Here is a 22,759-nt window from a genome sequence, read left to right as displayed (position 1 = left end):
TCGACCCGCACAAAAAAACGGCCACTGAGGCCGTTTTTTTATTGTTGCCTGACTTCAGACAAAGAAGGCGAACAGCACCCCGGCCAGCGCCAGGCGATAGATCACGAAGGGCAGCATGCCCATTCGACTGATGATCTTCAGGAAGAAGTGGATGCACAGATAGGCGGAGATAAAGGCCACCACCAATGCGGCACTGAGAGAGGTCCAGTCTACCGGCTCTGGATTGCTGACCAACCCCAAGGCCTCATAGCCTCCGGCCAGGGCACCGACGGGAATCGCCAGCAAGAAGGAGAACCGGGCCGCCGCCATGCGGCTCAGCCCCAGAAACAGCGCCGCGGTAATGGTGGCTCCGGAGCGGGAAGTCCCCGGGATCAGCGCCAGGGCTTGAGCCAGACCAATCACCAGCACGATCTGCCAGGTGATGTCGGCGATCTCCCTCTTCTCGCTTGGCTTACTGTCGGCCCACCACAGCAACAGACCAAACACCAACGTGGTGGAAGCCAGTACCCAGGATGCCCGCAGCTCGGTGGAGATAAAATCGTTAAACAGGATGCCCGCCAGGCCGACGGGAATGGTACCCAGAATGATCAGCCAGGCCAGGCGACTGTACTCACTGTGCTGGCCGGTCAGAGATCGAAGCCAGGCCATCAACAACTTGCTGACATCCTCTCGAAAGTAGATCACCACCGCCACCCAGGTGCCCAGATTAATGATGGCATCAAAGGCCAATCCCTGATCCGGCCAACCCAGTACCTGAGAAGGCAAAATCAGGTGCGCCGAGCTGGAAATCGGCAAAAACTCGGTGACGCCTTGAATCAGCGCCAGCCAAAAGGCTTGAATCAGGTCCATTTACTGTTGGTCTCCCGCACGCGGCCAGTGAAAGCTCACCGGCCACAGCTTCTGTGTAGTCTTATCAAATTTCTGCCACAGCTGTGACAGGCTCGCACCACTCCCTGGCAAGATCATGGTCGGGGCCAGCTCCGACAGTGGCCACAGCACAAAGGCGTTGTAGCGAATTTCCGGCCTGGGCAATACTACGGGGTGCTGACAACACAAATCGTCGTACAGCAGCAGATCGAGATCGACGCTGCGACTGGAAAATTTTCTGGCATTCAACGGCCGGCCATGGGCCAGCTCAATGGCTTTCAACCTGGCGATGGTATTGGCCACTGACTCATTCGAATCGCAGGCCACCACAAAGTTCAGAAAATTGTCACCGGAGAAGCCAACCGCTTCACTTTCAAACACCTGGCTCAACTGCAGCGGTCCGAACTGGCGCTGCAGATCGTCCAGAGCCGGCGGCAAGGCCCAGTGCGGGTCGATGTTACCACCGACGCTGATGAAGATGCGTGCCATCACCCCGCCCGCTGACCACGGGCGATGCGTACTCCCAGCGTGGTGGTATTGGCCACCGCGCCCGGTTTATGCACCGTTACCTGGACCCAGTTGACGGAAAAGCGGCTACGGATCAGCTCGGCCACCTTTTCCGCCACGGTTTCAATCAGTTCATGAGGTGCCCCTTCGACCAGCTCCACCACCGCCTTGGACACCGTGTCGTAACACAGGGCCTGGCGATAGTCGTCACTGCTGGCCGCTGGCTTGATGTCCCAGCTCATCTCCAGATCGAGATACAGGGCCTGACGAATCTGCTTTTCCCAGTCGAAAACGCCGATCACCGACTCACATTTCAACTGCTGAATAAACACCGTATCTGCTTGCAAGGCTGGTACTCCCATCAAAGGTTAGATACCCTAACGCTCTGTCTGTTTTAGGTTTGCGCAGGATAATAATCGCTTTCGGCGTCTGTCAGCAAACCCAATCCGGCCGCGTCGGCATTAGCGCCAGAATTTAGGTTGCGAAGGAAACCCTCACTCTATGGTTCCACTGATGATTGTACTGGCCTACCTACTGGGATCGATTTCCAGTGCGGTTTTGGTGTGCAAACTGAAAGGGTTACCGGATCCCCGCTACCATGGCTCCAACAACCCGGGCGCCACCAACGTCCTGCGTCTGGGGGGCAAGGCGGCGGCGGTGATGGTACTGCTGTTCGACGTCCTCAAAGGCACCATTCCAGTCTGGACCGGCTACTACCTGGGCATCGACCCTCTGTCGTTGGCCTTCATCGGTATTGCCGCCTGTCTGGGCCACATCTACCCGGTATTTTTTGGCTTCAAAGGCGGTAAGGGCGTGGCCACCGCGCTGGGAGCGCTGGCCCCCATCAGCGACTGGATGGGCTTGCTGATCATCGCCACCTGGCTGGTGATCGTGTTTATCACTCAGTACGCGTCATTGGGGGCGGTGCTGACCTCAATGCTGGCACCGCTGTATACCTACCTGATCAAGCCCCAGTACACGTTGTCGGTGGCGCTGCTGTGCCTGCTGATCATCTGGCGTCACCAGGACAATTTGGTGCGGTTATGGCAAGGCAAGGAACCCAAGGTGTCCGAGCGCATCAAGCGCAAACGCGACGGACACCCCTGACTCAGCTTCCCGGCTTCTCCAGGCTGTCCAATGGCCAGCGCGGCTGCCCTTTGACGGCCAGAGGCTGGGTCTCACCCGCCTTCAGACGCTGCAACCCCGCATAGGCGATCATGGCGCCGTTATCGGTGCAGAACTCATTGCGCGGGTAAAACACCTCACCGTTGAGCTTATCCATCATCGCCTTTAACTCCGCCCGCAAGTGACGGTTGGCACTGACGCCTCCGGCCACCACCAGCCGGTTCAGGCCGGTCTGCTTCAGGGCTCGACGACACTTGATCGCCAGAGTGCCCACCACCGCATCCTCGAAGGCGCGGGCGATGTCGGCCCGAGTCTGATCGCTGTCGTCTTCGGCGGCAATGGTGTTGGCCGCGAACGTCTTCAGGCCGGAGAAGCTGAAATCCAGGCCGGGGCGATCACACATGGGACGGGGAAAGGTAAATCGGCCACTGTGCCCCTGCTGAGCCAGCTTGGACAGCAGCGGGCCACCTGGGTAATCCAACCCCATCAACTTAGCCGTCTTATCGAAGGCTTCACCGGCAGCATCGTCGATGGACTCGCCCAGCATCTGGTACTGACCAATGCCGTCCACCTGTACCAGCATGGTATGGCCCCCGGACACCAGCAGTGCCACGAATGGGAACGATGGCGGCACCTCCTCCAGCATCGGTGCCAGCAGGTGCCCCTCCATGTGATGCACGGCCACGGCGGGCTTGTCCCAGGCAAACGCCAGGCTACGACCGACGCAAGCGCCCACCAGTAACGCGCCAACCAGACCCGGGCCGGCGGTGTAGGCGATGCCGTCGAGCTGCTCAGCCGTGGTGTCGGCATCGATCATCGCCTGCTTGATCAGCGGAATGATCTTGCGAACGTGGTCCCGGGACGCCAGTTCTGGCACCACGCCACCGTAATCCGCATGCAGTTTCACCTGGCTGTAGAGGGCATGGGACAGCAATCCCTGCTCATCATCGTAGATGGCAATGCCGGTTTCATCACAGGAAGTTTCGATTCCCAACAGTCGCATGCTAGACTCTCTTGCTAAAATTTGAAGGACGCAATTCTACCTGTGCTCAGCGCCGGATACCAACCCAGCATTCTGCCGGGACAGTAACCGGGGGACGGTCCCGCCGTACGGACGGGCCCGACAAGGCGGAAAAATACCAATAAATTGCTTAATTCAGAGCAGTTTGCGTTACCACCCTTGGGCCTGCCCAAGGGTGTGGGTGACTATTGGGTCAGTTATCGACATGACTGCCCTTTACAAGCCTGCCTTGTTCAGAGTAGAATTTCGCACCATTTTGAAGTTCTGCTGGTCAAAAGATGACCAGCGTTAACCCCATTTATTGAGGTGAGTGGCAGATGCCAGTAATTAAAGTACGTGAAAACGAACCGTTTGACGTAGCCCTACGTCGCTTCAAGCGTTCTTGTGAAAAGGCAGGTATCCTGTCTGAAGTACGTCGTCGCGAGCACTACGAGAAGCCTACCACTGCACGTAAGCGTGCTAAAGCTGCCGCTTCCAAGCGTCACGCTAAGAAGCTGTCTCGTGAAAACGCACGTCGTACTCGTCTGTACTAAGTAGAGACGACTATGTCTGTAATTGAGCGTTTAAAAGAAGAGCAAAAAGCTGCCATGCGTGCCAAAGCTAAGGCGCGTCTGGGAGCCATTCGTCTCGCTCTGGCTGCCATTAAGCAGCTGGAAGTCGATGGCCAGAAAACACTGTCTGACGACGAAGCCATCGCTGTACTGACCAAAATGGTTAAACAGCGTCGCGATTCCATCAGTCAGTATGAAGCTGCCAATCGCCAGGACCTGGCCGACGTGGAAGCCGCCGAAGTCGTGGTGCTGCAGGAGTTCCTGCCACAACCTCTGACCGACGACGAACTGGCCGCTCTGATTGAAAAGGCAATGGCTGATTCCGGTGCCAGCTCAATGCAAGACATGGGCAAGGTGATGGGGCTGCTGAAGCCTCAGGTTCAGGGTCGTGCCGACATGGGGGCCTTAAGTGGTCTCATTAAGGCGCGTCTGGGCTAAGTCAGCTTGCCTTCGCGTGAAACAAGCCGTGCCCTGCACGGCTTGTTCGTCTCTATTCGATCGCTTTCAGGAGACTCTGAAGTAAGTGGCAGGCCGTATCCCAAGAGATTTCATTGACCAGCTACTGGCCCGAGTCGACATTGTCGACCTGATCGACGCACGCGTAAAATTAAAGAAATCAGGCAAAAACCACAGCGCCTGTTGCCCTTTCCATAACGAAAAATCCCCCTCCTTCACCGTCAGTCAGGATAAGCAGTTCTATCACTGTTTTGGCTGTGGCGCCCACGGTAACGCCCTGGACTTTGTGATGGAGTACGACCGTTTGGAGTTCGTTGACGCCATCGAAGATCTGGCGGCAATGATGGGTATGGAAGTCCCCCGGGAGCAAGGCAATCAACGCAGCAATGCGGCCCAGGCCCCCAAACTGACCAGCCATTACGAATTAATGGACTGGGCAGCCAAATTTTTTCAATTGCAGCTGAGAAAACACCCCAGCCGCCAAGCCGTCATTGAGTACATCCAGCAGCGTGGGCTGGACGGTGACACGGTCAAACGCTTCGGAATCGGCTTTGCCCCCGATGGCTGGGACAACCTGCAATCGCAACACAAGCACAACCCCAGCGGCCTGGCGACGCTCACCGAGTGTGGCATGCTGATCGCCAAAGAGGGCGGCGGCCGCAGCTACGACCGCTTCCGCGACCGGCTGATGTTTCCCATCCGCGACCGTCGCGGCCGGGTGGTGGCCTTTGGTGGCCGGGTACTGGGTGACGGCACCCCGAAATACCTGAACTCGCCGGAAACCCCTATCTTTCACAAGGGACGGGAGCTGTATGGGCTGTATGAACTGAAACAGCACCAACGCAATCCGCAGCGAATCCTGGTGGTGGAAGGCTACATGGATGTGGTGGCCCTGGCCCAGCATGGCATCCCTTACGCGGTGGCGTCTCTGGGCACCTCAACCACCTCGGATCAGATGCAGTTGCTGCTGCGCACCAGCAGCCAGATCATCTGCTGCTATGACGGCGACAATGCCGGTCGGGAAGCGGCCTGGCGCGCCATGGAAACCGCATTGCCGCACCTGCGCGATGGCGTGCAGCTGAAGTTTATGTTCCTGCCGGACGGCGAAGACCCTGACAGCCTGGTGCGCCAGCAGGGGCAACAGGCTTTTGAAGCCCTGGTGGACGACGCCACGCCGTTGTCGGACTACCTGTTCTCCACCATGTTGAAACAGGCGGACCTCTCCAGCCAGGAAGGCAAGTCCAAGTTAGCCACCAGCATGGTGCCACTGTTGAATCAAATCCCGGAGGGGCTGCTGAAAGAGAGTTTATTCTCACAGCTGGAGCGCTCTCTGGGCTGGGGAGCCCGCTCCCTTCGAACCCAATCCACTCCCGCGGTGTCTCAACCTAAGGGAGTGCAAGGCCGAGGCACACCGGTTCGCCGGGCCATCGCCTTGTTGCAACAACACCCTCAGTTGGGTTACCAGCTGCCGGCCCAGGAGGAGTTAGCTCACCTGGACCTGGCCGGTCTGCCACTGCTGAGGGAGATGTTGGAGCTGTGCCGTCCAGAGCCTTTGACCACAGGGCAGTTGATGGAACGGTTCCGCGGGCGCCCGGAATATGGCGCCCTGAGTAAACTCCTTGGCTGGAAACTGGAGATCGAAGACGAATCTCTTTTCGAACAAGAGTTTACCGATTGTTTATTGTGGTTGAATCAACGATTTTTTGAGCAGATGTCAGAGCAACTGCAGCGTAAAGCGCGTGATGGTTCGATAACCACCGAGGAGCTTAGGCAGTTACAAGAGATGAATCTGTTATTACAGGGGCTGAAAGCGTCCCGAAAGGCTAGCGATTGAACATGCAAAAAGCTATAATTGGCTATTTGCGCGCCAATCGCCAAATACCCGTATTCACAACCGTAAGTGGATGATATCTATGGATCAAACTCCGCAGTCACAACTTAAGCTTCTGGTAGCAAAAGGCAAAGAGCAGGGCTACCTGACCTACGCCGAGGTGAACGATCACCTGCCGGCGGATATGATCGATTCCGATCAGATCGAAGATATTATCCAGATGATTAACGACATGGGCATCAAGGTCTTCGAGACCGCACCTGACGGTGACACCTTGATGATGTCGGAAGACGCAACGGATGAAGATGCCGCCGAAGCGGCAGCCCAGGCGCTGGCCAGCGTCGAAGGTGAGCTTGGCCGTACCACCGACCCAGTCCGCATGTACATGCGTGAAATGGGCACCGTGGAACTGCTGACCCGTGAAGGTGAAATCCTGATCGCCAAGCGCATTGAAGATGGCATTAACCAGGTTCAATGTTCCGTTGCCGAATATCCGGAAGCCATCTCGTTCCTGCTGGATCAATGGGACCGATACGAAGCCGATGAGATTCGCCTGGCGGAGATCATCTCCGGCTTTATCTCCGACGACGAAGACGAAGCGAACGTGGCCCCCACCGCCACCCACGTGGGTTCTGAGCTGTCGAAAGAGGAGCTGGAAGACGAAGACGAAGACGACGAGGATGACGACGACGACACCCCGTCCGGTCCGGATCCAGAGGAAGCCCGTGAGAAATTCGCCGAACTGCGCCGCCATTATGAGCTGGCTCAGCAGGCGATCGCCGAGCACGGCCACGACTCTCTGGAAGTGGCAATGATCGTTACCCGGCTGTCCGAACTGTTTAAGCAGTTCCGTCTGGTTCCTAAGCAGTTTGATCATCTGGTCGGCAACATGCGCACCATGATGGACCGAGTTCGTGTTCAGGAACGTCTGATCATGAAACTGTGTGTCGAACAAGCCAAGATGCCGAAGAAAAACTTCATGAAGGCGTTCGCCGGCAGCGAAACCGATCCTGCCTGGCTGACCACAGAGTGTGACGCCGGCAAGAGCTACAGCCCCGCCCTGGCGCTGGTGCAGGAAGAACTGAACCGCTGCATGGGCAAGCTGAAGCTGGTGGAGCAGGAAACCCGCCTGACCATCGGCCGCATCAAAGACATCAACCGTCGCATGTCCATTGGTGAAGCCAAGGCCCGTCGCGCCAAGAAGGAGATGGTGGAAGCCAACCTGCGTCTGGTGATCTCCATTGCCAAGAAATACACCAACCGGGGCCTGCAGTTCCTGGATCTGATTCAGGAAGGTAACATCGGCCTGATGAAGGCGGTGGACAAGTTTGAATACCGTCGCGGCTACAAGTTCTCCACCTACGCCACCTGGTGGATCCGTCAGGCCATTACCCGCTCCATTGCGGACCAGGCCCGAACCATTCGGATTCCGGTGCACATGATCGAAACCATCAACAAACTGAACCGCATCTCCCGTCAGATGCTGCAGGAGATGGGTCGAGAAGCCACCCCGGAAGAGCTGGCTGAACGGATGATGATGCCGGAAGACAAGATCCGCAAGGTACTGAAGATCGCCAAAGAACCGATCTCCATGGAGACGCCCATCGGCGATGATGAAGACTCCCATCTGGGCGACTTTATCGAAGACACCACCCTGGCTCAACCCATTGATGCCGCCACCAGCGAAAGTCTGAAAGTGGCCACCAATGAGGTGTTGGAAGGCTTGACCGCCCGCGAAGCCAAGGTGCTTCGTATGCGTTTCGGTATCGACATGAATACCGACCATACCCTGGAAGAAGTGGGCAAGCAGTTTGACGTAACCCGGGAGCGGATTCGTCAAATCGAAGCCAAGGCGCTGCGTAAACTGCGTCACCCTTCCCGTTCAGAGATTCTGAAAAGCTTCCTGGACGAATAGGATTTCGGTTACCGAAACAATAAAAACGCCCTGCCATTGCAGGGCGTTTTTTTATATCAACCAACCACTATCTGGGTAAATAATTTCGCTCTTTCCCCATCTGTTTGGCCACCGCTATTCGCTGGTTTTTAGACAGCATCATTTTAATCTGGCCCCAGGTTTCGCCAATCAGAATTCGGCCATTTGAGGCAAAGCCCCGCCGTCGATATAAACGCTTCACTTCCGCCAGGGCATTCGGAGAACGCTCCATCAGGGCCTGCGCCAATATCTCGGCGCGCTGTTTGGGCTGTTCGGCCACTTCGGTGACCAGGTTCAGCTGCCGTGCCCGCTCCGCTTCCACCGGCTCCGCCAGCATCGACAACATCAGCGCCTGATCCTGGGGCAATTGTTCCCGCAGGGCCAATGTGCCGCCCATATCAGGAATCAGCCCCCAGCGCCCCTCCATCACCGCCAGGCTGGCGTCGGGCGCAGCGATGCGAAAATCGGCCCCCAGGGCAATCTGCATGCCACCGCCCCAGCAACGACCCTCGATGGCGGCAATCACCGGCACCGGCAGATCCCGCCAACCGGTGTTGACCCTCTGAGCCAGGTTAGCCCGCCAGGGAAACACCTTAAACAACAATTTCATTGCCGAAGAGGGAGAATTAAACAACGACTTAATATCGATGCCCGAGCAAAAATCTCGCCCCTCACCGGACAAAATAACCACTCGCACATCTCGACGTCGATGCAGCTGTTTTTGCACGGATACCAAGGCCTTGAACAACGCATAATCCAACGCATTGCATTTATCCGGGCGATTCAATGACACCCAGGCAACACCATCTTTTACTGCCAATTTTACTTTTTCCGACATGACCACTCCTTTGCCGTCAGAAATTCATCACCGTCAGGATCATGACATTCTCGAATTAATTCAATAGAATGTTCACTAATACCACTGAATAAGAAGGTCTTTTGACCCAAGGGCACGGAGGCACCACTATCAAGGTTCTAATATGCGATGACTCAGCACTGGCCAGAAAGCAGCTGGCTAGGACCTTGCCGTCTGGCCTCTGCAGCGACATTGCGTTCGCCGAAAGTGGCGAGCGAGCGCTGGAAATGCTGAGCCAATCTGATTATCAGTTGCTGTTTCTCGACCTGAATATGCCAGGAATCGACGGCTATCAGGTGTTAGAAACGCTATCTGGTCAGACCTCCAAGCCTCAGACTATCGTGGTTTCCGCCGATATCCAAGCCCGGGCACTGCAAAGAGTCAAAGAACTCGGCGCGTTGGACTTCCTGAAAAAGCCCCTCAGTGCCTCGGATCTGGCCAGTGCCCTGGCCCGCTATCAGTTGCACGACGACAGCCCACCAACCCGGGTGGACGCCCAAAACGTCAGCCTGGAAGACGCGCTGCGGGAGATCTGCAACGTCGCCATGGGGCGTACCGCGTCGCTACTGGCGAAGGTGATCGATGACTTTGTGCACCTGCCGGTCCCCAAAGTCTCTCACTGGAGCGCCAACGATCTGGAGATGATGCTGACCGGTGCTCGCCAGGACAACGGCACTCAGATTCTGTCCCAGGGGTTTATCGGCGCCGGCATCGCCGGTGAAGCACTGCTGCTGTTCCATGACATCAATGAAACCGATCTGGGCCAGCTGTTTGGCTTCCAGGGGTGCAGCATCGACCAGCAGGAAGAGGTACTGATGGACGCCGCCAACCTGCTGTTTGGTGCCTTCCTCAACAGCCTGTCAGAACAGCTCAACGTTGCCTTCAGTCAGAGCCCGCCACTGATCTGGCGACACTCCAGCGAAGACACCCGGCTCTCCGGCGAGGTGTACGCCATCGAAATCAGTTACCGTCAGGAGCAGCACAAGCTCAATTGCGACCTGCTGCTCCTGCTGCCCCAACCCAGCTGGCAACTGTTGCAAGTTCAACTAAAAGACCTCGTCTGAGCCCACCATGTCCAATAAAATCAGTCCCAATCCCGAACTGGATGCCCTGCACCTGCTCACCCAACTGGTGCAAACCATCGAAGTGGGGCTGGTGGTACTCGACCGGGATTGTCGAGTGCACCTGTGGAACAGTTTCATGGAAAACCACAGTGGCAAGCGTGCATCGCAACTGCGTGGCAGACGCATCTTTGATGTCTTTGCCGAATTGCCGGAGCGCTGGCTGACCAGCAAGCTGGAAACCGCCTTTCTGCTCAATAACCGCGCCTTTACCACCTGGGAGCAACGGCCGTTTATTTTTGAGTTTCCCAACTCGCGGCCGGTTACCGGGCAAAGCCCTTATATGTATCAGAACCTCACCATTCAGCCTCTGAGCAACCGTCTGGGCGAGGTTAACCATGTGGCGCTGGTCGTTTACGATGTCACCGTCGAGGCCAATCACCGCATGGCCCTGGCGAGAATGAGCCAAATCGACACCTTGACCGGACTGGCTAACCGGCGCCTGTGGCAGGAACACCTGGATAAAGAGTTTGAACGCAGCCGTCGCTACCAGCACCCTGCAACACTGATGGTACTGGATATCGACCACTTCAAATCCATCAACGATACCCTGGGCCACAGTGCCGGCGATACCGTCCTGGCCCAGGTCGGACAGCAACTGCGTAAGCTGCTCAGAAAAAGTGACATTGCCGCCCGGTATGGCGGTGAAGAGTTTACCCTGCTGCTGCCGGAAACCGGGCCCGAACAAGCGGCCCTGTTGGCCGAGCGGATTCGAAGTACCATGGAAGCGCAAGAGGTCAGCACTGAAAGCGGTTTAGCCCGCTTCACCGTCAGCATCGGTTACGCCATGTTTGAGCCGGGATTCAGTGACGATAAACAGTGGTTCAGGGCTGCCGACAAGGCCTTGTACGAAGCCAAACGCAGTGGTCGCAACCGCTGCATCCTCTACAGCGACACCCTGGATGCTCACTGATTCGGATAGCTGAAGGGCCCGTCTTCACGACGCCTGCCGCCCCCGTGACGCCGCTCAGCCTTGCCGGGTTCCCAGCGAATGTACTGACGACGATCTACCGTCTGGCGACGATGGATGCTGCGGCGTTCGACGCCGGATTGATGCTCTGCCATGGCCCCACCCCTCAACAGTCAGGTTGTTGAGCCACTCACTATAGCTACAAACGCACCACCTCTCCAGAAAGGCTGTTGTAACGAAATCTTAGACTGGTGTCTGATAGCAGGGTATAGCGACAACTCTGGCTGCCGATGTATTCAGACTGATAGGTGGCCAACTCTTTGGAAACGGCCGGAGCGCGGTTGTCGGAGGCACTCCAGACCCCCTGTTCGGTATCAAGAATGGCATCCCATAGCAGCAGGCAGTCGTGTTCGTTGCCCACCGACTTGGTGCCGCCGCCCTCCAGGGTACCTACTGGAAAGCCCTCGGCGTTATAATCGACGCTGTTGTACAGGGCCTCGTTGGAGCAACTCAGGTTTTCCTGATCGCTGCCGCCACCACGGAGGCGCCAGCACAAATGGCTCTGATTCACGGCCTGACGAAACGCGGCAAAGGTGGTTTCAAACACGGCGGTTTCGGATTCGGAGTTAAGATCGATGAAGCGAGGTGCGGCGACAACCGCCAGAATGGCGAGCAGGATGATCACTACCACCAGCTCGATTAATGTAAACCCTTTGTTCATTCGCCCTCCCTGGCGCCTAAACCTAAGCGCCTTCATCAGCGCATCAGAATACCACCTGAGTGGTTACTCTACAAAATAGGTTCCCCAACCGTCGTACTGAACACCGTGTTTTTCGGCAAGTTCAATCAAAGTTTTGGCATCGCTGTTCAGGCGTTCGATATCGAGCTTATGTTCGATGATGGCATCAAACGCAAACACGGTGGCACCGTCATCCAACTCCAGTTCTTCGGCGTCATCCACCTCAAAACCGGCCTTAAAGGCATCCACCGCCGCCTTCTCCAGTTTGTCAAAATTGGCACCGGAAAAATGGTGCTCAATGGTGTAGTCGGCATCGGGATTGGAGCCGTCTTCCAACAGCGCCTCGACAATATCCTGATTCTCTTGCAACTGCTCCTGAACCAACTCTTCAATGGTCATCGCCATCTCCACTAATAAACAAGTTTAGCCAATTATATCAGGCTGGCGTCGCCTTAGCTCCAGCCAGGCTCAATGCTTCCTGATTCAATTCATTGAGGCGCTGCTGCATCCGCTGATACACCTCTTCGGCCAACTCGCGAACGTGCTCCCGGCCATAGCCCTTGGTGGGAATCGGCTCCAGAGTCTCGACAATCACCACGCCATTGTTTTTCTGGTTCAGGTGTATGCCCTGCTGGTTGGAGGCCACCACCGGCACAATGGGCACCCCAGCCTGAATGGCAGTGTGGAAGGCGCCAGTCTTAAACGGCAACAAGCCGCGGCCACGGGAACGGGTACCTTCGGGAAAGATCCACACCGACAGCGACTTGGCGGTGATCTTCTCCGCCGCCTGCTGCAGGGTTCGTACCGCTTTGGAGCGATTAGCGCGATCGATCAGAATGTTGCCGGTCAACCAATACAACTGGCCGAAAAATGGAATCCATTTGAGGCTCTTCTTACCCATGGACACGGTTCCCGGAGGCACCGAACCGGTATGAGTAAACAGATCGTAGTTATTCTGGTGATTACTGACGTACACCACCGGCTCGTCACTGTCAGACTGGTGACCACGGTGGATCACCTTGATGCCCAGCACCGGCGCGACGCTGGAAAACACCTTGGCGGTATAGTGGACATTATTCCGGTGAAACGGGCGCAACAGGCACAACAGCATTCCCATCAGGGACACCACCACCAGTAGCACCGATAAAATCAAAGAACGCAACAGCAGCAACATCGGCGAATCTTTCTCCTCAAATCAGGGGCGCCCAGTATAGGCAACTCCCCTCATCGAAACAACGAATTCGTTACAACTGTGCGCTCAAATTTTATACCCAGTTGTGGCAGTCATCGAGACGTTGCTGTAATTGCTGATAAAACTGACCGGCATGCAAACCATCGGCAATGGCATGATGAATCTGAAATGCCAGCGGCAACACCACCTTATCGGGCTGTATGTCGTATCGGCCCCAGGTGATCCTCGGTACCGAATCGGCCGGACTCAAAGGCATCGGGTTGGTCATCTGGGTAAAGCGAACCCAGGGCAGACAGGACATGAAAATGGCGTCATCGTCGCTGTCATCCTGGTCGGAGAACAACTCTGAGCGCCGTACCGAGGCCAGTGACTGTTCGGTCATCGCCTGGGAAAACGCCTGAAAATCCTCACTGAATGCCACCCGGGTAAACCGCACCTGCTGATCCTCGCCCAGGGACGTCAGACCGGCATTGAGCCTGGGGTGCTCCAATACCCGTTGGCCCCGTATGCGCCAACGCATCCAGGGCAGTTCATTGGCCACGGTCATGATGGCATGGCTGATGGCGTGGTACACCGAGATTCGACCGGACTGCCCCAACTGATGCAAGGCGGTGATCTCAACGTCGGCGCAGAGGCTAAAATAGGGTTGGTCCAATTGATTGAAAAAATGAAACTGCTGAGCACGAGGCCAGGTTTCCATGTCGAGGTACTTCATATATCCCTGTCTGAATCGGGCTGACCAAAGCCAGCAATAACGGCGCACCTATGCTACCACCATCGTGGCCACGAGTAGCCACTGCGCCATAAAAAAACGGAACCGTTGCGGTTCCGTTTGTGTGTTATCAGCCCTGAACCAGCTCCAGGTTATCCACCCGCTGCAGCCCCCTGGGCAACTTGTTGCCGCGACGGCCACGCTCGCCCTGATAGTGGGCCAGGTCGTCCGGCTTCAGGGTCAGTTTGCGCTTGCCCGCCCACAAGGTCACTGCGGCCGTTTCCGGCACCACCATCAGGTGTTTGACGAACTCTTCGCGGTTTTTCACTCGCTCGGTGGGGATGCCGATGATCTTGTTGCCCTTGCCCTTGCTCAGCACCGGCAGTTGAGCGATAGGGAACAACAACATCCGCCCTTCGGTGGTGATCGCCAGCAAGCGATCACTGGCCTGATCCGCCACCAGCGTCGGCGCCACAACCCGGGCACCCAACGGCACCGTCAGCAACGCCTTACCGGCCTTATTGCGGCTGATCATGTCCTTCAGGGCACAGACAAACCCGTAGCCGGCATCGGTTGCCAGCAGATACAAGGCCTCCGGGTCACCCATCATAGTGTGTTCCAGCACCTCGCCCGCCACCAGGTTAAAGCGGCCGGACAACGGCTCGCCCTGGCTGCGCGCCGACGGCAGGGTGTGGCTGTCGGTGGTGTAGCTGCGACCGGAACTTTCCAGGAAAATTACCGGCTGATTACTGCGGCCTCGAGCATGAGACAGGTAGCTGTCGCCGGATTTGTAGTTGAGCGTCTCAGGGTCCACCTCATGGCCTTTGGCCTGACGGGCCCAGGCTTTCTGAGACATCACCACGGTGATCGCTTCGGTGGGCATCAGCTCGGTTTCGCTCAGGGCCTTGGCTTCTCCCCGCTCCTGCAACGGGCTGCGACGTTCGTCACCGTAGGTCTCGGCATCCGCCAGCAGCTCTTTTTTGACCAGTGTCTTCATCCGTCGCTCGGAAGACAAAATCAGCTGCAACTTATCGCGCTCGGTCGCCAGCTCATCCTGCTCGGCGCGAATCTTCATCTCTTCCAGCTTGGCCAGGTGGCGCAGCTTCAGATCCAGAATCGCTTCGGCCTGTTTCTCGCTGAGACCAAAGTGGGCCATCAGCACCGGTTTGGGCTCATCCTCGTTGCGAATGATGGCGATCACTTCGTCGATGTTCAGAAACGCAATCAGCAAACCATCGAGGATGTGCAACCGAGCCAGAATCTTATCCAGACGGAATTGCAACCGCCGCCGCACCGTTTCCAGCCGGTACTCCAGCCATTCGGACAGGATGGTTTTCAGTCCCTTCACCGCCGGGCGCTGATCCAGCCCCAGCATGTTAAGGTTCACCCGGTAGCTTTTCTCCAGGTCCGTGGTCGCAAACAGGTGGGCCATGACCTGGTCCAGATCGACCCGGTTAGAACGAGGCACCACCACCAGGCGAGTGGGGTTTTCATGGTCGGACTCATCGCGAAGATCGGTGACCATCGGCAGTTTTTTGGCCTGCATCTGGGCGGCGATCTGCTCCAGAATCTTGGCGCCGGACACCTGGTGCGGCAACTCGGTAATCACCACCTCTCCCTGCTCGATGCGGTAGACCGCCCGCATCTTGATGGAGCCCTTACCGGTGGCGTACAACTTGGCAATGTCGGCCTGGGGGGTAATGATCTCCGCCCGGGTCGGGTAATCCGGCCCCTTAACGAAGGTCATCAGTTGCTCCAGCTCGGCCCTGGGGTTGTCCAGCAGGTGCGCACAAGCGTTGGCGACTTCGCGGGCGTTATGGGGTGGAATGTCGGTGGCCATGCCGACCGCAATGCCGGTGATGCCATTAAGCAGGATGTGAGGCAATCGAGCCGGCAGGGTTTTCGGCTCCTTCATGGTGCCATCAAAGTTGACGCCCCAGTCGACGGTGCCTTGCCCCAGCTCTCCCAGCAACACCTCAGAGAACTTAGACAGGCGGGACTCGGTATACCGCATGGCGGCAAACGACTTAGGATCGTCGGCGGCGCCCCAGTTGCCCTGGCCATCCACCAGCGGGTAGCGATAGCTGAAAGGCTGGGCCATCAAGACCATGGCTTCGTAGCAGGCGCTGTCACCGTGGGGATGGTACTTACCCAGCACATCCCCCACGGTCCGGGCGGACTTCTTGTATTTGGCGGTGGCCGACAGTCCCAGCTCACTCATGGCATAGATGATTCGCCGCTGTACCGGCTTGAGGCCATCACCAATGTGGGGCAGAGCACGATCCATGATCACGTACATGGAGTAGTTCAGGTAGGCCTCTTCGGTGAAAGCGTGCAGCGGCCGCTGCTCAATCCCTTCCAGGCTCATTTCAGTTGCATCACTCATTGTCATTATCTATCCGCGTGGGCCGGCGAGTCGGTGTACGTCAATTTGTAAACGGCACCATTATAATCGTCAGAAATCAAAAGCGAACCGTCTGGGTGCTCAAGAAAAGCGACCGGACGGGCCAAAGGTTGTTCTCCATCAAGCCAACCGTCAATAACCACCTGATATTGAGGCGCTCCCTGCTCATCCTCTCGCAACATGGTCACCCGGTAACCCACCTTGCTGCTGCGATTCCAACTGCCGTGTTCGGCGATGAACAACGCCTGCCGATACGGAGCAGGAAACTGTGTTCCTCGATAGAAATGCACCCCCAGGGGGGCAACGTGAGCCTGCAGTTCAAACCACGGCGGCTGAACTGCCCGCAGCCGATCCTCGGAAGTACGAAACTGCGGATCCAACACCGAGTTACCATGGACAAAGGGAAAACCAAAATCGGCTCCGGCCGTGCTCAGGCGATTGATCTCATCCGGTGGTGAATCGTCCCCCAGGTGATCGCGGCCGTTGTCGGAAAAAAACAGCTCACCGGTACGGGGATGGAAGTCAAAACCGACGCTGTTCCTCACCCCGGTGGCCAACACCTCATAGTGCCCCTTCTGCAGATGCAGGGCCAGCAGACTGGCGTAAGGCCGCCCCCGATTGCAGACGTTGCAGGGCGCCCCCACGGGGACAATCAACCGACCGCTCGAATCGAAACGGATGAACTTCCAACCATGATGGGAATCGCTGGGTAAGCCATCAAATGCCACCTCATAGGTGGGGTCCATCAAGTTGGCTTCGATGTCATCGAAGCGCAGAATGCGGTTCACCGCCGCCACGTACAAGGCGCCGTCACGAAACGCGATGCCGGATGGCATAAACAGCCCTTTGGCAATGATGTCGCGGGTTTCATAGTGGCCATCGCCATCGAGATCGCGCAAGGCATACACCTTGCCCTGTTTGCGGCTACCGACAAACAGGGTCCCCTGTGCTCCCCAGGCCATCTGCCGGGCGTCGGGCACCCGATCCGACACTGTCTGCAGAGAAAATCCCGGCGGCAACTGCACCGCCCACACCCAGGCAGGCAACAACCACAGACTCACCATCGCCACTATCCGCATCCAACAATCTCCTTTTGTCACTGTCACCAACCTAGTGCAACCAGCCAGCCAAAGAAAGCCATCTACACTGTGAGCTCAGAAAAACAGTGCATTAATCGGCGCATTGGCTGAATATGCACTCACAGACAGACTGAACCCTCTGGTGGCTGTTGTTTGCCCGAATGTTAAGAAAAAACCACCGGCAGATAACCAGCTTTGCGTTTCCCGACCAGCAGATCTTCAATATTTATTATAATCGGATGGTTAACATCAATAATTTGTGATTATTTCGCAAATTCCGGAGATCACAAAACCAAACAGAAACGCGACAACCATCACCACACCAGCACCTCATTAGTGACCGCAAGCACAGAAAGAGAGGTTAAAAAAACCGCAGATCCATTAGTGTGAACTGGTCACAGAATCCACCAATCACGGTTTGCTATTAATACGCCAGCACTCAACAAGGTGGGTAAAAACCATGCAAAGCGTAATCAATACATTGGATAAAAACAGCCCTTCAACGCCGCGCCGCCCAAAACTGGAAGATTTGGTCAAAGACAGCGGCTGGATCAATGAAACCACCGCCGTTACCCAGGAACCCGATGGCAGCCTGGTGCATTGGCGCATGCCTCTCCACCAGGTGGTGGCTGCCCGTCTGTCCTACCCGGCAAAATCTCTGCGCAGCGAACTGGGCGGCAGCTTTTCCAAATGCGTGGTGCAGGTCGCCCATGAAAAACGTGAACTGGCAGAAGACTGGTCCAGCGGCGTTGTCAGTGCCCTTAACTTTATGGACTGCAAAAAGCGCACCGCCTGGTAAGCTCCGCCCGATCGAAAAGGGCCACCTGATGGCGACCCTTTTTCTGAGGGTGGCGTGGTGCACTCAGTTTTCCAGTGCCGCCAGGTCGCCCTTACTTTCCAACCAGCTTTTGCGATCACTGGCCCGCTTTTTCGCCAGCAACATGTCCATCAAGGCCTCGGTGGCCTGCTGATCGTCCACGGTTAACTGCACCAGGCGACGGGTATTGGGGTCCATGGTGGTTTCCCGCAGTTGCCCCGGATTCATTTCACCCAGGCCCTTGAATCGGGTGACCTGGACTTTTCCGCGTTTCTTCTCGGCGGCGATGCGATCCAGAATGCCTTGGCGCTCACTGTCATCCAGGGCGTAGTGCACCTCTTTACCCACATCGATGCGGAACAGCGGTGGCATGGCAACGTACACGTGTCCGTGCTCCACCAGGGTGCGAAAGTGCTTCACAAACAGGGCACACAGCAAGGTGGCGATGTGGAGGCCGTCGGAGTCGGCATCGGCCAGGATGCACACCTTGCCATAACGCAACCCGGACAGATCCTCGGAATCCGGATCCATGCCCAGGGCGATGGAGATGTTGTGCACCTCCTGAGACGCCAGCACTTGAGAGGCGTCCACCTCCCAGGTATTCAGAATTTTTCCTCGCAGCGGCATGATCGCCTGGAAATCCCGATCCCGGGCTTGCTTGGCACTGCCACCGGCGGAGTCGCCCTCCACCAGGAACAGTTCACCGCGCATCGGCTCGGTGGTGGTGCAGTCGGTCAGTTTACCGGGTAGGGCCGGCCCCGAGGTGATTTTCTTGCGGGCCACTTTTTTGGCTTTGCGCAGACGCGTTTGAGCGCTGGAGATACAGAACTCGGCGATCGCCTCGGCCTGCTCGGTATGCTCATTGAGCCACAGGCTGAACGCGTCCCGAACCACGCCGGAGATGAACGCGGCAGATTGCCGGGACGACAGCCGCTCCTTGGTCTGGCCGGCGAACTGGGGATCCTGCATCTTGGTGGAGAGGATGTAGCTGACCTTGTCCCAGATGTCTTCTGGTGCCAGCTTGATGCCCCTGGGCATCAGGTTGCGGAACTCGCAAAACTCCCGCAACGCTTCCAGCAGCCCCTGGCGCAGACCGTTGACGTGAGTTCCCCCTTGCGCGGTGGGGATCAGGTTGACGTAACTCTCGGTGATCGATTCGCCGCCCTCCGGCTGCCATACCAGGGCCCAGTCAACCGCTTCATTGTTTGCGGAAAACGCACCGGTAAACGGAACCTCAGGCAGCATCGGCCACGACTTGACCGAGTCATACAGATAGTCTTTGAGGCCATCCTCGAAATACCATTCGGTGACTTCACCGGCGACCTTGTTGTCAAACTTGATCCTCAGTCCCGGGCACAGCACCGCCTTGGCCCGCAGCAGGTGGGTCATTCTCGCCACCGAAAAATTGGCGGAATCGAAGTAGCTGGGATCGGGCCAGAAATGAACCCGGGTGCCGCTGTTGCGGCGGCCACAGGTGCCGGTCACCTGCAAATCCTGAACCTTATCCCCGTGTTCAAACGCGATCTCGTGCACCTGGCCGTCGCGGCGAACACTGACTTCCACCCGGGAGGACAAGGCGTTCACCACCGAGATGCCCACCCCGTGCAGACCACCTGAAAACTGGTAGTTCTGGTTGGAGAATTTACCGCCGGCGTGCAGCTTGCACATGATCAATTCGATTCCCGGGACCCCCTCTTCCGGGTGAATGTCCACCGGCATCCCCCGGCCATCGTCGATCACTTCCAAAGACTGGTCTTTATGAAGGATGATCTGAATGGAGCTGGCATGACCCGCCAGGGCCTCATCGACGCTGTTGTCGATCACTTCCTGCCCGAGGTGATTGGGGCGGGTGGTGTCGGTGTACATTCCCGGGCGCCGTTTAACCGGCTCCAGTCCATTCAGAACCTCAATGGCATCAGAGGTATATTGAGTTGTCATCTAGGGGTCCAATTCGATTTTACTAAGGGTCATAGTACCGAGTGTGATCACCGGCAATCAAGCCAGTTCCAGGAACCGGCAGGCGTCAGGCAACTGCCGCTCGAAATTGACAAAACTGTGGTCACCGCCCGCCTCCACCACCATCTGGCAGTGGTGGTACTTGTCGACAGCCTGACGATAATCCAGCACTTCATCGCCGCTTTGCAACAGCACCAAGAACTGTTGCGGTTCGCTGATCACCGGCGTATCCAGCGCCTTTAGCTGAGTCATGTGCTCAGGCAGCACCTCAAAGTGCTCCTGAGTATAGGGATTCTGTTGCGGCCCCAGATAATCCCGCAGCAACTCATAGGGCCGCACCGCCGGATTGATCAACACCGCCTTACCGCCGTACTTCTGAGCCAGGTAACTGGCAAAGTATCCCCCCAGGGAACTGCCCAGCATTCTCAGGGGCTCTCCGGCCGCGACCGCCGGGGCCACCAGCGCCTGCAACTGGGCCATGGCCTCCGTCGGGGTGGTCGCCAATCTGGGCACCGCCAGCGGTTCGTGCGGATGGTGGTGCGCCAGATAGCGCCGTACCTGCATCGCCTTTTCAGATTGGGGGGAACTGTTGAAACCGTGGATATAGAGCAGCATAGGTCCCTTGCCTAATAGCCCGATGCAGTCCTGTCCGGTTGGAACTGGTCACCAGGCAATCGTTTCACTTGGGTGTCGATGCTACCATCGGCACCCAGGGTCAGCAAACGGTAGCCCGGTTGCAGATGATCCAGGGTAAAGTCATGGCAGTGGGGACGAAACTGAATCGAGGTCGAAGGCGCCGCCATCATTCGAATCCCCCCAATGCGCTGATCCATCTGCTGATGCACGTGTCCCCAGATCACCCCTTTAACGGTGTCGAACCGCTGAATCAATGCATTGAATTCAGGTCCATTGTCGAGACGATGCTGGTCCAGCCAGGTACAGCCGGTATCCAGTGGGTGGTGATGCAGGGCGATCAAGGTGTGGTAAGCCGCAGAGTGGGTCAGCACCGCTTCCAACCACTCCAGCCGATGATGGTTGAGGTGACCACCCGGCAGCCCCAGCACGGTGCTGTCGAGCTGCAACAACTGCCAACGTCCGAGGATGATGCGCCGGTCAAGCATGATGCCACTGCCCGCCAGACCTTGCTCCATGCGGTCAAAGGCATCGTGGTTGCCTGGCAGGGCGGTGGCCGGCAGGCCCAGTTGACCCACGGCATCGGCAAAATTGCGGTAGGCACCGATGCTGTGATCCTGGCTGATGTCTCCGGAGGCGATCACCATGTCGATCGGCTCCTGCGCCACCTGCTTCAACACCGTCTCAAAGCTGTCCCAGGGATTCAGGCCCAGAAACTCCGCCCCTTTATCGGCAAACAGGTGGGGATCAGAAATTTGTGCGATGCAAACATCCTGCCTGTGGGCAGGGAACGTCAATGCCTTGGCTCGAACACTCAAGGGCCGGTTTACTCCCTAACTACAGCCGCCATCGATTTCAGCCGGTGGGGCGCTAAACATTCCAATATCTCAGCCAGAAACAAGTTCGTCTGAAACCTGTCCCGAGCAAGTAACAATTTGGCAGTCTTCCAATCATATACCGGCCACAGTCCAGAGATCTGTTGACCACTTAACACTTCTGCAAGCTGAGCATCGTGGTACATCCTAACCGACATTGTCGGCAGAGTCAGCCAGGCACTGGAAGGCAACCAGCGTTGAATCTGTAACACCTGGGTGTAGCGAGTTTGTTCCAGCAGACAGAACCCCAGCTCCACATTGGGTGCCAGATTCAGGTGCCAGTGTTGGCCCTGAGAGACGGTCTCCGGCACCAGGGGCAGCAGCCGCAAATAGTTGCGGCCATAAAGTGCGTGCAGCTTTGCCAGCGAGTGGCGGCCTTTAGCCATGATCGACCCGACGCTCCAGTTTATGATGATTCAGCTCAAGCCATTGTAGCCCAATCACACTGCTGGCATTGTCGATTCTTCCCTGCTCCACCCACTGATAGGCGTCGGCGCGGGGCAACACCAGCACTCGAATGTCTTCATGTTCGTGGTCCAACCCGTGCACGCCGGATGCCCGCTCGCTGTCCACTTCCGCCAATACCAGGAACAGCCGCTCCGAACTGCCACCGGGCGAAGACAAGTGACTGCCCACCTGAGTCAGACGGCGGGCGCTAAGGCCGGTTTCCTCCATCAACTCCCTGGCCGCGACTTCGAGCACCGACTGCTCATCGTCCATCATTCCGGCCACCAACTCATACAGCCAGGGCGAATCGGCATTACCGATGGCCGGCACCCGCAGTTGCTCAATCAGCACCACCCGATCCCGAACCGGGTCATAGGGCAGCACCACCACCGCATTGCCGCGCTCAAACACCTCTCGGGTCACCGTGCCACTCTGGCCGCCCTCGAACAACGGATGGCGCAAAGTCAGCTCCACCACCTTGAAAAAGCCCTGGTAGACGACTTTTCTATTTAAAATATCAATGTTTTCAACAGATAACTGAGTTGGAACGTCGTTATTCATCGCAGTCCCCTGTGTTTGATGAATTGTTGCAAGCTGTCTGATTCCATAACCTGTTACACTTATCGAAGTAAAATGATTGACTTACCTAGGCTCAATTCAGTTTACTAAGCCTGTCAAAGTCAAGGTCGTCTTGGGAATAACGGGTTTTCCCAGCCCGGAAATATAG

General features: G+C 56.9%; 25 protein-coding genes. 8 read left to right on the top strand and 17 right to left on the bottom strand.

What is annotated here, in order from left to right; translation table 11 throughout:
* Nucleotides 1–54 precede the first annotated feature (54 nt).
* Genes H598_RS0119100 through folB form a run of 3 tightly spaced genes read right to left on the bottom strand, consistent with a single transcriptional unit; the run spans nt 55 to nt 1,721 of the window.
* On the bottom strand, nt 55–849 hold the full coding sequence (locus tag H598_RS0119100) for an undecaprenyl-diphosphate phosphatase (RefSeq protein ID WP_028114430.1): 795 nt from the start codon (nt 847–849) through the stop codon (nt 55–57).
* On the bottom strand, nt 850–1,356 hold the full coding sequence (gene folK / locus H598_RS0119095) for a 2-amino-4-hydroxy-6-hydroxymethyldihydropteridine diphosphokinase (RefSeq protein WP_028114429.1): 507 nt from the start codon (nt 1,354–1,356) through the stop codon (nt 850–852).
* The gene (gene folB, locus H598_RS0119090; protein WP_245595624.1) at nt 1,356–1,721 is read right to left on the bottom strand and encodes a dihydroneopterin aldolase; all 366 of its coding nucleotides are present in this window, start codon (nt 1,719–1,721) and stop codon (nt 1,356–1,358) included. Before folB ends, folK begins: the two co-directional genes overlap by 1 nt.
* Before the next feature lie 154 nt (nt 1,722–1,875).
* On the opposite strand from folB, the gene plsY reads away from it, so the two are divergent.
* Nucleotides 1,876–2,481 carry a glycerol-3-phosphate 1-O-acyltransferase PlsY gene (gene plsY / locus H598_RS0119085; protein ID WP_028114427.1) on the top strand — a complete coding sequence of 202 codons (606 nt, stop codon included), beginning with the start codon at nt 1,876–1,878 and terminating at the stop codon, nt 2,479–2,481.
* Between the two features lies 1 nt (nt 2,482).
* On the opposite strand, the gene tsaD is transcribed toward plsY, so the two are convergent.
* Nucleotides 2,483–3,502 carry a tRNA (adenosine(37)-N6)-threonylcarbamoyltransferase complex transferase subunit TsaD gene (tsaD, locus tag H598_RS0119080; RefSeq protein WP_028114426.1) on the bottom strand — a complete coding sequence of 340 codons (1,020 nt, stop codon included), beginning with the start codon at nt 3,500–3,502 and terminating at the stop codon, nt 2,483–2,485.
* Between the two features lie 335 nt (nt 3,503–3,837).
* Between tsaD and rpsU the strand changes: the two genes are divergently transcribed.
* From rpsU to rpoD, 4 genes are all read left to right on the top strand, one after another.
* Nucleotides 3,838–4,053, top strand: coding sequence for a 30S ribosomal protein S21 (rpsU, locus tag H598_RS26175; protein ID WP_084144540.1), 216 nt, complete (start codon nt 3,838–3,840; stop codon nt 4,051–4,053).
* A gap of 12 nt (nt 4,054–4,065) precedes the next feature.
* Entirely contained in the window at nt 4,066–4,509 is a 444-nt protein-coding gene (locus tag H598_RS0119075; RefSeq protein ID WP_028114425.1) for a GatB/YqeY domain-containing protein, read from the top strand.
* Between the two features lie 85 nt (nt 4,510–4,594).
* Nucleotides 4,595–6,361, top strand: coding sequence for a DNA primase (gene dnaG / locus H598_RS0119070; protein ID WP_028114424.1), 1,767 nt, complete (start codon nt 4,595–4,597; stop codon nt 6,359–6,361).
* 79 nt (nt 6,362–6,440) lie between these two features.
* The gene (rpoD, locus tag H598_RS0119065) at nt 6,441–8,273 is read left to right on the top strand and encodes an RNA polymerase sigma factor RpoD (protein WP_028114423.1); all 1,833 of its coding nucleotides are present in this window, start codon (nt 6,441–6,443) and stop codon (nt 8,271–8,273) included.
* Between the two features lie 67 nt (nt 8,274–8,340).
* Here rpoD and H598_RS0119060 read toward each other — a convergent pair whose 3' ends face one another.
* Complete coding sequence (locus tag H598_RS0119060) at nt 8,341–9,129, bottom strand: crotonase/enoyl-CoA hydratase family protein (RefSeq protein WP_028114422.1); 789 nt, start codon at nt 9,127–9,129, stop codon at nt 8,341–8,343.
* A 101-nt stretch (nt 9,130–9,230) separates the two neighbouring features.
* Here H598_RS0119060 and H598_RS0119055 point away from each other — a divergent pair, with 101 nt between their 5' ends.
* On the top strand, nt 9,231–10,211 hold the full coding sequence (locus H598_RS0119055) for a response regulator (RefSeq protein WP_028114421.1): 981 nt from the start codon (nt 9,231–9,233) through the stop codon (nt 10,209–10,211).
* Between the two features lie 7 nt (nt 10,212–10,218).
* On the top strand, nt 10,219–11,181 hold the full coding sequence (locus H598_RS0119050) for a GGDEF domain-containing protein (protein WP_028114420.1): 963 nt from the start codon (nt 10,219–10,221) through the stop codon (nt 11,179–11,181).
* Here H598_RS0119050 and H598_RS26805 read toward each other — a convergent pair.
* The 7 genes from H598_RS26805 to H598_RS0119020 form a co-directional block, all read right to left on the bottom strand.
* Nucleotides 11,175–11,333 carry a hypothetical protein gene (locus tag H598_RS26805; protein ID WP_169629313.1) on the bottom strand — a complete coding sequence of 53 codons (159 nt, stop codon included), beginning with the start codon at nt 11,331–11,333 and terminating at the stop codon, nt 11,175–11,177. The two genes, H598_RS0119050 and H598_RS26805, sit on opposite strands and share 7 nt — an antisense overlap.
* Before the next feature lie 44 nt (nt 11,334–11,377).
* A complete protein-coding gene (locus H598_RS27120; protein WP_051252882.1) occupies nt 11,378–11,899 on the bottom strand; it encodes a type II secretion system protein in 522 nt (173 codons plus the stop codon).
* 63 nt (nt 11,900–11,962) lie between these two features.
* Nucleotides 11,963–12,316 (bottom strand): ribonuclease E inhibitor RraB, encoded by a 354-nt coding sequence (gene rraB / locus H598_RS25020; RefSeq protein ID WP_035416282.1) that lies wholly within the window; start codon nt 12,314–12,316, stop codon nt 11,963–11,965.
* A 37-nt stretch (nt 12,317–12,353) separates the two neighbouring features.
* Nucleotides 12,354–13,091: a 1-acylglycerol-3-phosphate O-acyltransferase gene (locus tag H598_RS0119035; protein WP_028114419.1), complete on the bottom strand. Its 738-nt coding sequence runs from the start codon at nt 13,089–13,091 to the stop codon at nt 12,354–12,356.
* A gap of 91 nt (nt 13,092–13,182) precedes the next feature.
* Nucleotides 13,183–13,824, bottom strand: a complete 642-nt coding sequence (locus tag H598_RS0119030; protein WP_084144538.1) for a CatA-like O-acetyltransferase — start codon at nt 13,822–13,824, stop codon at nt 13,183–13,185.
* A gap of 127 nt (nt 13,825–13,951) precedes the next feature.
* Nucleotides 13,952–16,207 carry a DNA topoisomerase IV subunit A gene (parC, locus tag H598_RS0119025; RefSeq protein ID WP_028114417.1) on the bottom strand — a complete coding sequence of 752 codons (2,256 nt, stop codon included), beginning with the start codon at nt 16,205–16,207 and terminating at the stop codon, nt 13,952–13,954.
* Between the two features lie 5 nt (nt 16,208–16,212).
* Nucleotides 16,213–17,304: a PQQ-dependent sugar dehydrogenase gene (locus H598_RS0119020; RefSeq protein WP_028114416.1), complete on the bottom strand. Its 1,092-nt coding sequence runs from the start codon at nt 17,302–17,304 to the stop codon at nt 16,213–16,215.
* A 460-nt stretch (nt 17,305–17,764) separates the two neighbouring features.
* Between H598_RS0119020 and H598_RS0119015 the strand changes: the two genes are divergently transcribed.
* The gene (locus H598_RS0119015; RefSeq protein ID WP_028114415.1) at nt 17,765–18,103 is read left to right on the top strand and encodes a hypothetical protein; all 339 of its coding nucleotides are present in this window, start codon (nt 17,765–17,767) and stop codon (nt 18,101–18,103) included.
* Nucleotides 18,104–18,166: 63 nt separating this feature from the next.
* Here the strand turns inward: H598_RS0119015 and parE are convergent, their stop codons facing one another.
* From parE to nudF, 5 genes are read right to left on the bottom strand one after another with little or no spacing between them, the layout of a single operon-like run.
* Nucleotides 18,167–20,059 (bottom strand): DNA topoisomerase IV subunit B, encoded by a 1,893-nt coding sequence (gene parE, locus H598_RS0119010; protein ID WP_028114414.1) that lies wholly within the window; start codon nt 20,057–20,059, stop codon nt 18,167–18,169.
* A 57-nt stretch (nt 20,060–20,116) separates the two neighbouring features.
* On the bottom strand, nt 20,117–20,692 hold the full coding sequence (locus tag H598_RS0119005; protein ID WP_028114413.1) for a YqiA/YcfP family alpha/beta fold hydrolase: 576 nt from the start codon (nt 20,690–20,692) through the stop codon (nt 20,117–20,119).
* 11 nt (nt 20,693–20,703) lie between these two features.
* A complete protein-coding gene (gene cpdA / locus H598_RS0119000) occupies nt 20,704–21,528 on the bottom strand; it encodes a 3',5'-cyclic-AMP phosphodiesterase (RefSeq protein ID WP_028114412.1) in 825 nt (274 codons plus the stop codon).
* A gap of 8 nt (nt 21,529–21,536) precedes the next feature.
* On the bottom strand, nt 21,537–21,971 hold the full coding sequence (locus tag H598_RS25015) for a DUF1249 domain-containing protein (protein ID WP_051252880.1): 435 nt from the start codon (nt 21,969–21,971) through the stop codon (nt 21,537–21,539).
* Entirely contained in the window at nt 21,964–22,593 is a 630-nt protein-coding gene (nudF, locus tag H598_RS0118990) for an ADP-ribose diphosphatase (protein WP_035416280.1), read from the bottom strand. The genes H598_RS25015 and nudF overlap by 8 nt, the downstream gene beginning before the upstream one ends.
* Between the last annotated feature and the right edge of the window lie 166 nt (nt 22,594–22,759).

The organism is Ferrimonas kyonanensis DSM 18153, assembly GCF_000425405.1.
Taxonomy (GTDB): Bacteria; Pseudomonadota; Gammaproteobacteria; order Enterobacterales; family Shewanellaceae; genus Ferrimonas; species Ferrimonas kyonanensis.
Note: the sequence above shows the minus strand (reverse complement) of the source record. Positions and strands in the feature narration are given on the sequence as shown.

Coding starts and splice junctions, on each gene's coding strand:
- rpoD (WP_028114423.1), top strand. CDS start 6,441: ATGGATCAAACTCCGCAGTCACAACTTAAGCTTCTGGTAGCAAAAGGC.
- nudF (WP_035416280.1), bottom strand. CDS start 22,593: ATGAATAACGACGTTCCAACTCAGTTATCTGTTGAAAACATTGATATT.
- H598_RS0119060 (WP_028114422.1), bottom strand. CDS start 9,129: ATGTCGGAAAAAGTAAAATTGGCAGTAAAAGATGGTGTTGCCTGGGTG.
- parE (WP_028114414.1), bottom strand. CDS start 20,059: ATGACAACTCAATATACCTCTGATGCCATTGAGGTTCTGAATGGACTG.
- rpsU (WP_084144540.1), top strand. CDS start 3,838: ATGCCAGTAATTAAAGTACGTGAAAACGAACCGTTTGACGTAGCCCTA.
- plsY (WP_028114427.1), top strand. CDS start 1,876: ATGGTTCCACTGATGATTGTACTGGCCTACCTACTGGGATCGATTTCC.
- H598_RS0119035 (WP_028114419.1), bottom strand. CDS start 13,091: ATGTTGCTGCTGTTGCGTTCTTTGATTTTATCGGTGCTACTGGTGGTG.
- H598_RS27120 (WP_051252882.1), bottom strand. CDS start 11,899: ATGAACAAAGGGTTTACATTAATCGAGCTGGTGGTAGTGATCATCCTG.
- rraB (WP_035416282.1), bottom strand. CDS start 12,316: ATGACCATTGAAGAGTTGGTTCAGGAGCAGTTGCAAGAGAATCAGGAT.
- H598_RS0119100 (WP_028114430.1), bottom strand. CDS start 849: ATGGACCTGATTCAAGCCTTTTGGCTGGCGCTGATTCAAGGCGTCACC.
- H598_RS0119075 (WP_028114425.1), top strand. CDS start 4,066: ATGTCTGTAATTGAGCGTTTAAAAGAAGAGCAAAAAGCTGCCATGCGT.
- H598_RS0119020 (WP_028114416.1), bottom strand. CDS start 17,304: ATGCGGATAGTGGCGATGGTGAGTCTGTGGTTGTTGCCTGCCTGGGTG.
- H598_RS25015 (WP_051252880.1), bottom strand. CDS start 21,971: ATGGCTAAAGGCCGCCACTCGCTGGCAAAGCTGCACGCACTTTATGGC.
- tsaD (WP_028114426.1), bottom strand. CDS start 3,502: ATGCGACTGTTGGGAATCGAAACTTCCTGTGATGAAACCGGCATTGCC.
- H598_RS26805 (WP_169629313.1), bottom strand. CDS start 11,333: ATGGCAGAGCATCAATCCGGCGTCGAACGCCGCAGCATCCATCGTCGC.
- H598_RS0119005 (WP_028114413.1), bottom strand. CDS start 20,692: ATGCTGCTCTATATCCACGGTTTCAACAGTTCCCCCCAATCTGAAAAG.
- parC (WP_028114417.1), bottom strand. CDS start 16,207: ATGAGTGATGCAACTGAAATGAGCCTGGAAGGGATTGAGCAGCGGCCG.
- folK (WP_028114429.1), bottom strand. CDS start 1,356: ATGGCACGCATCTTCATCAGCGTCGGTGGTAACATCGACCCGCACTGG.
- H598_RS0119015 (WP_028114415.1), top strand. CDS start 17,765: ATGCAAAGCGTAATCAATACATTGGATAAAAACAGCCCTTCAACGCCG.
- H598_RS0119050 (WP_028114420.1), top strand. CDS start 10,219: ATGTCCAATAAAATCAGTCCCAATCCCGAACTGGATGCCCTGCACCTG.
- H598_RS0119030 (WP_084144538.1), bottom strand. CDS start 13,824: ATGAAGTACCTCGACATGGAAACCTGGCCTCGTGCTCAGCAGTTTCAT.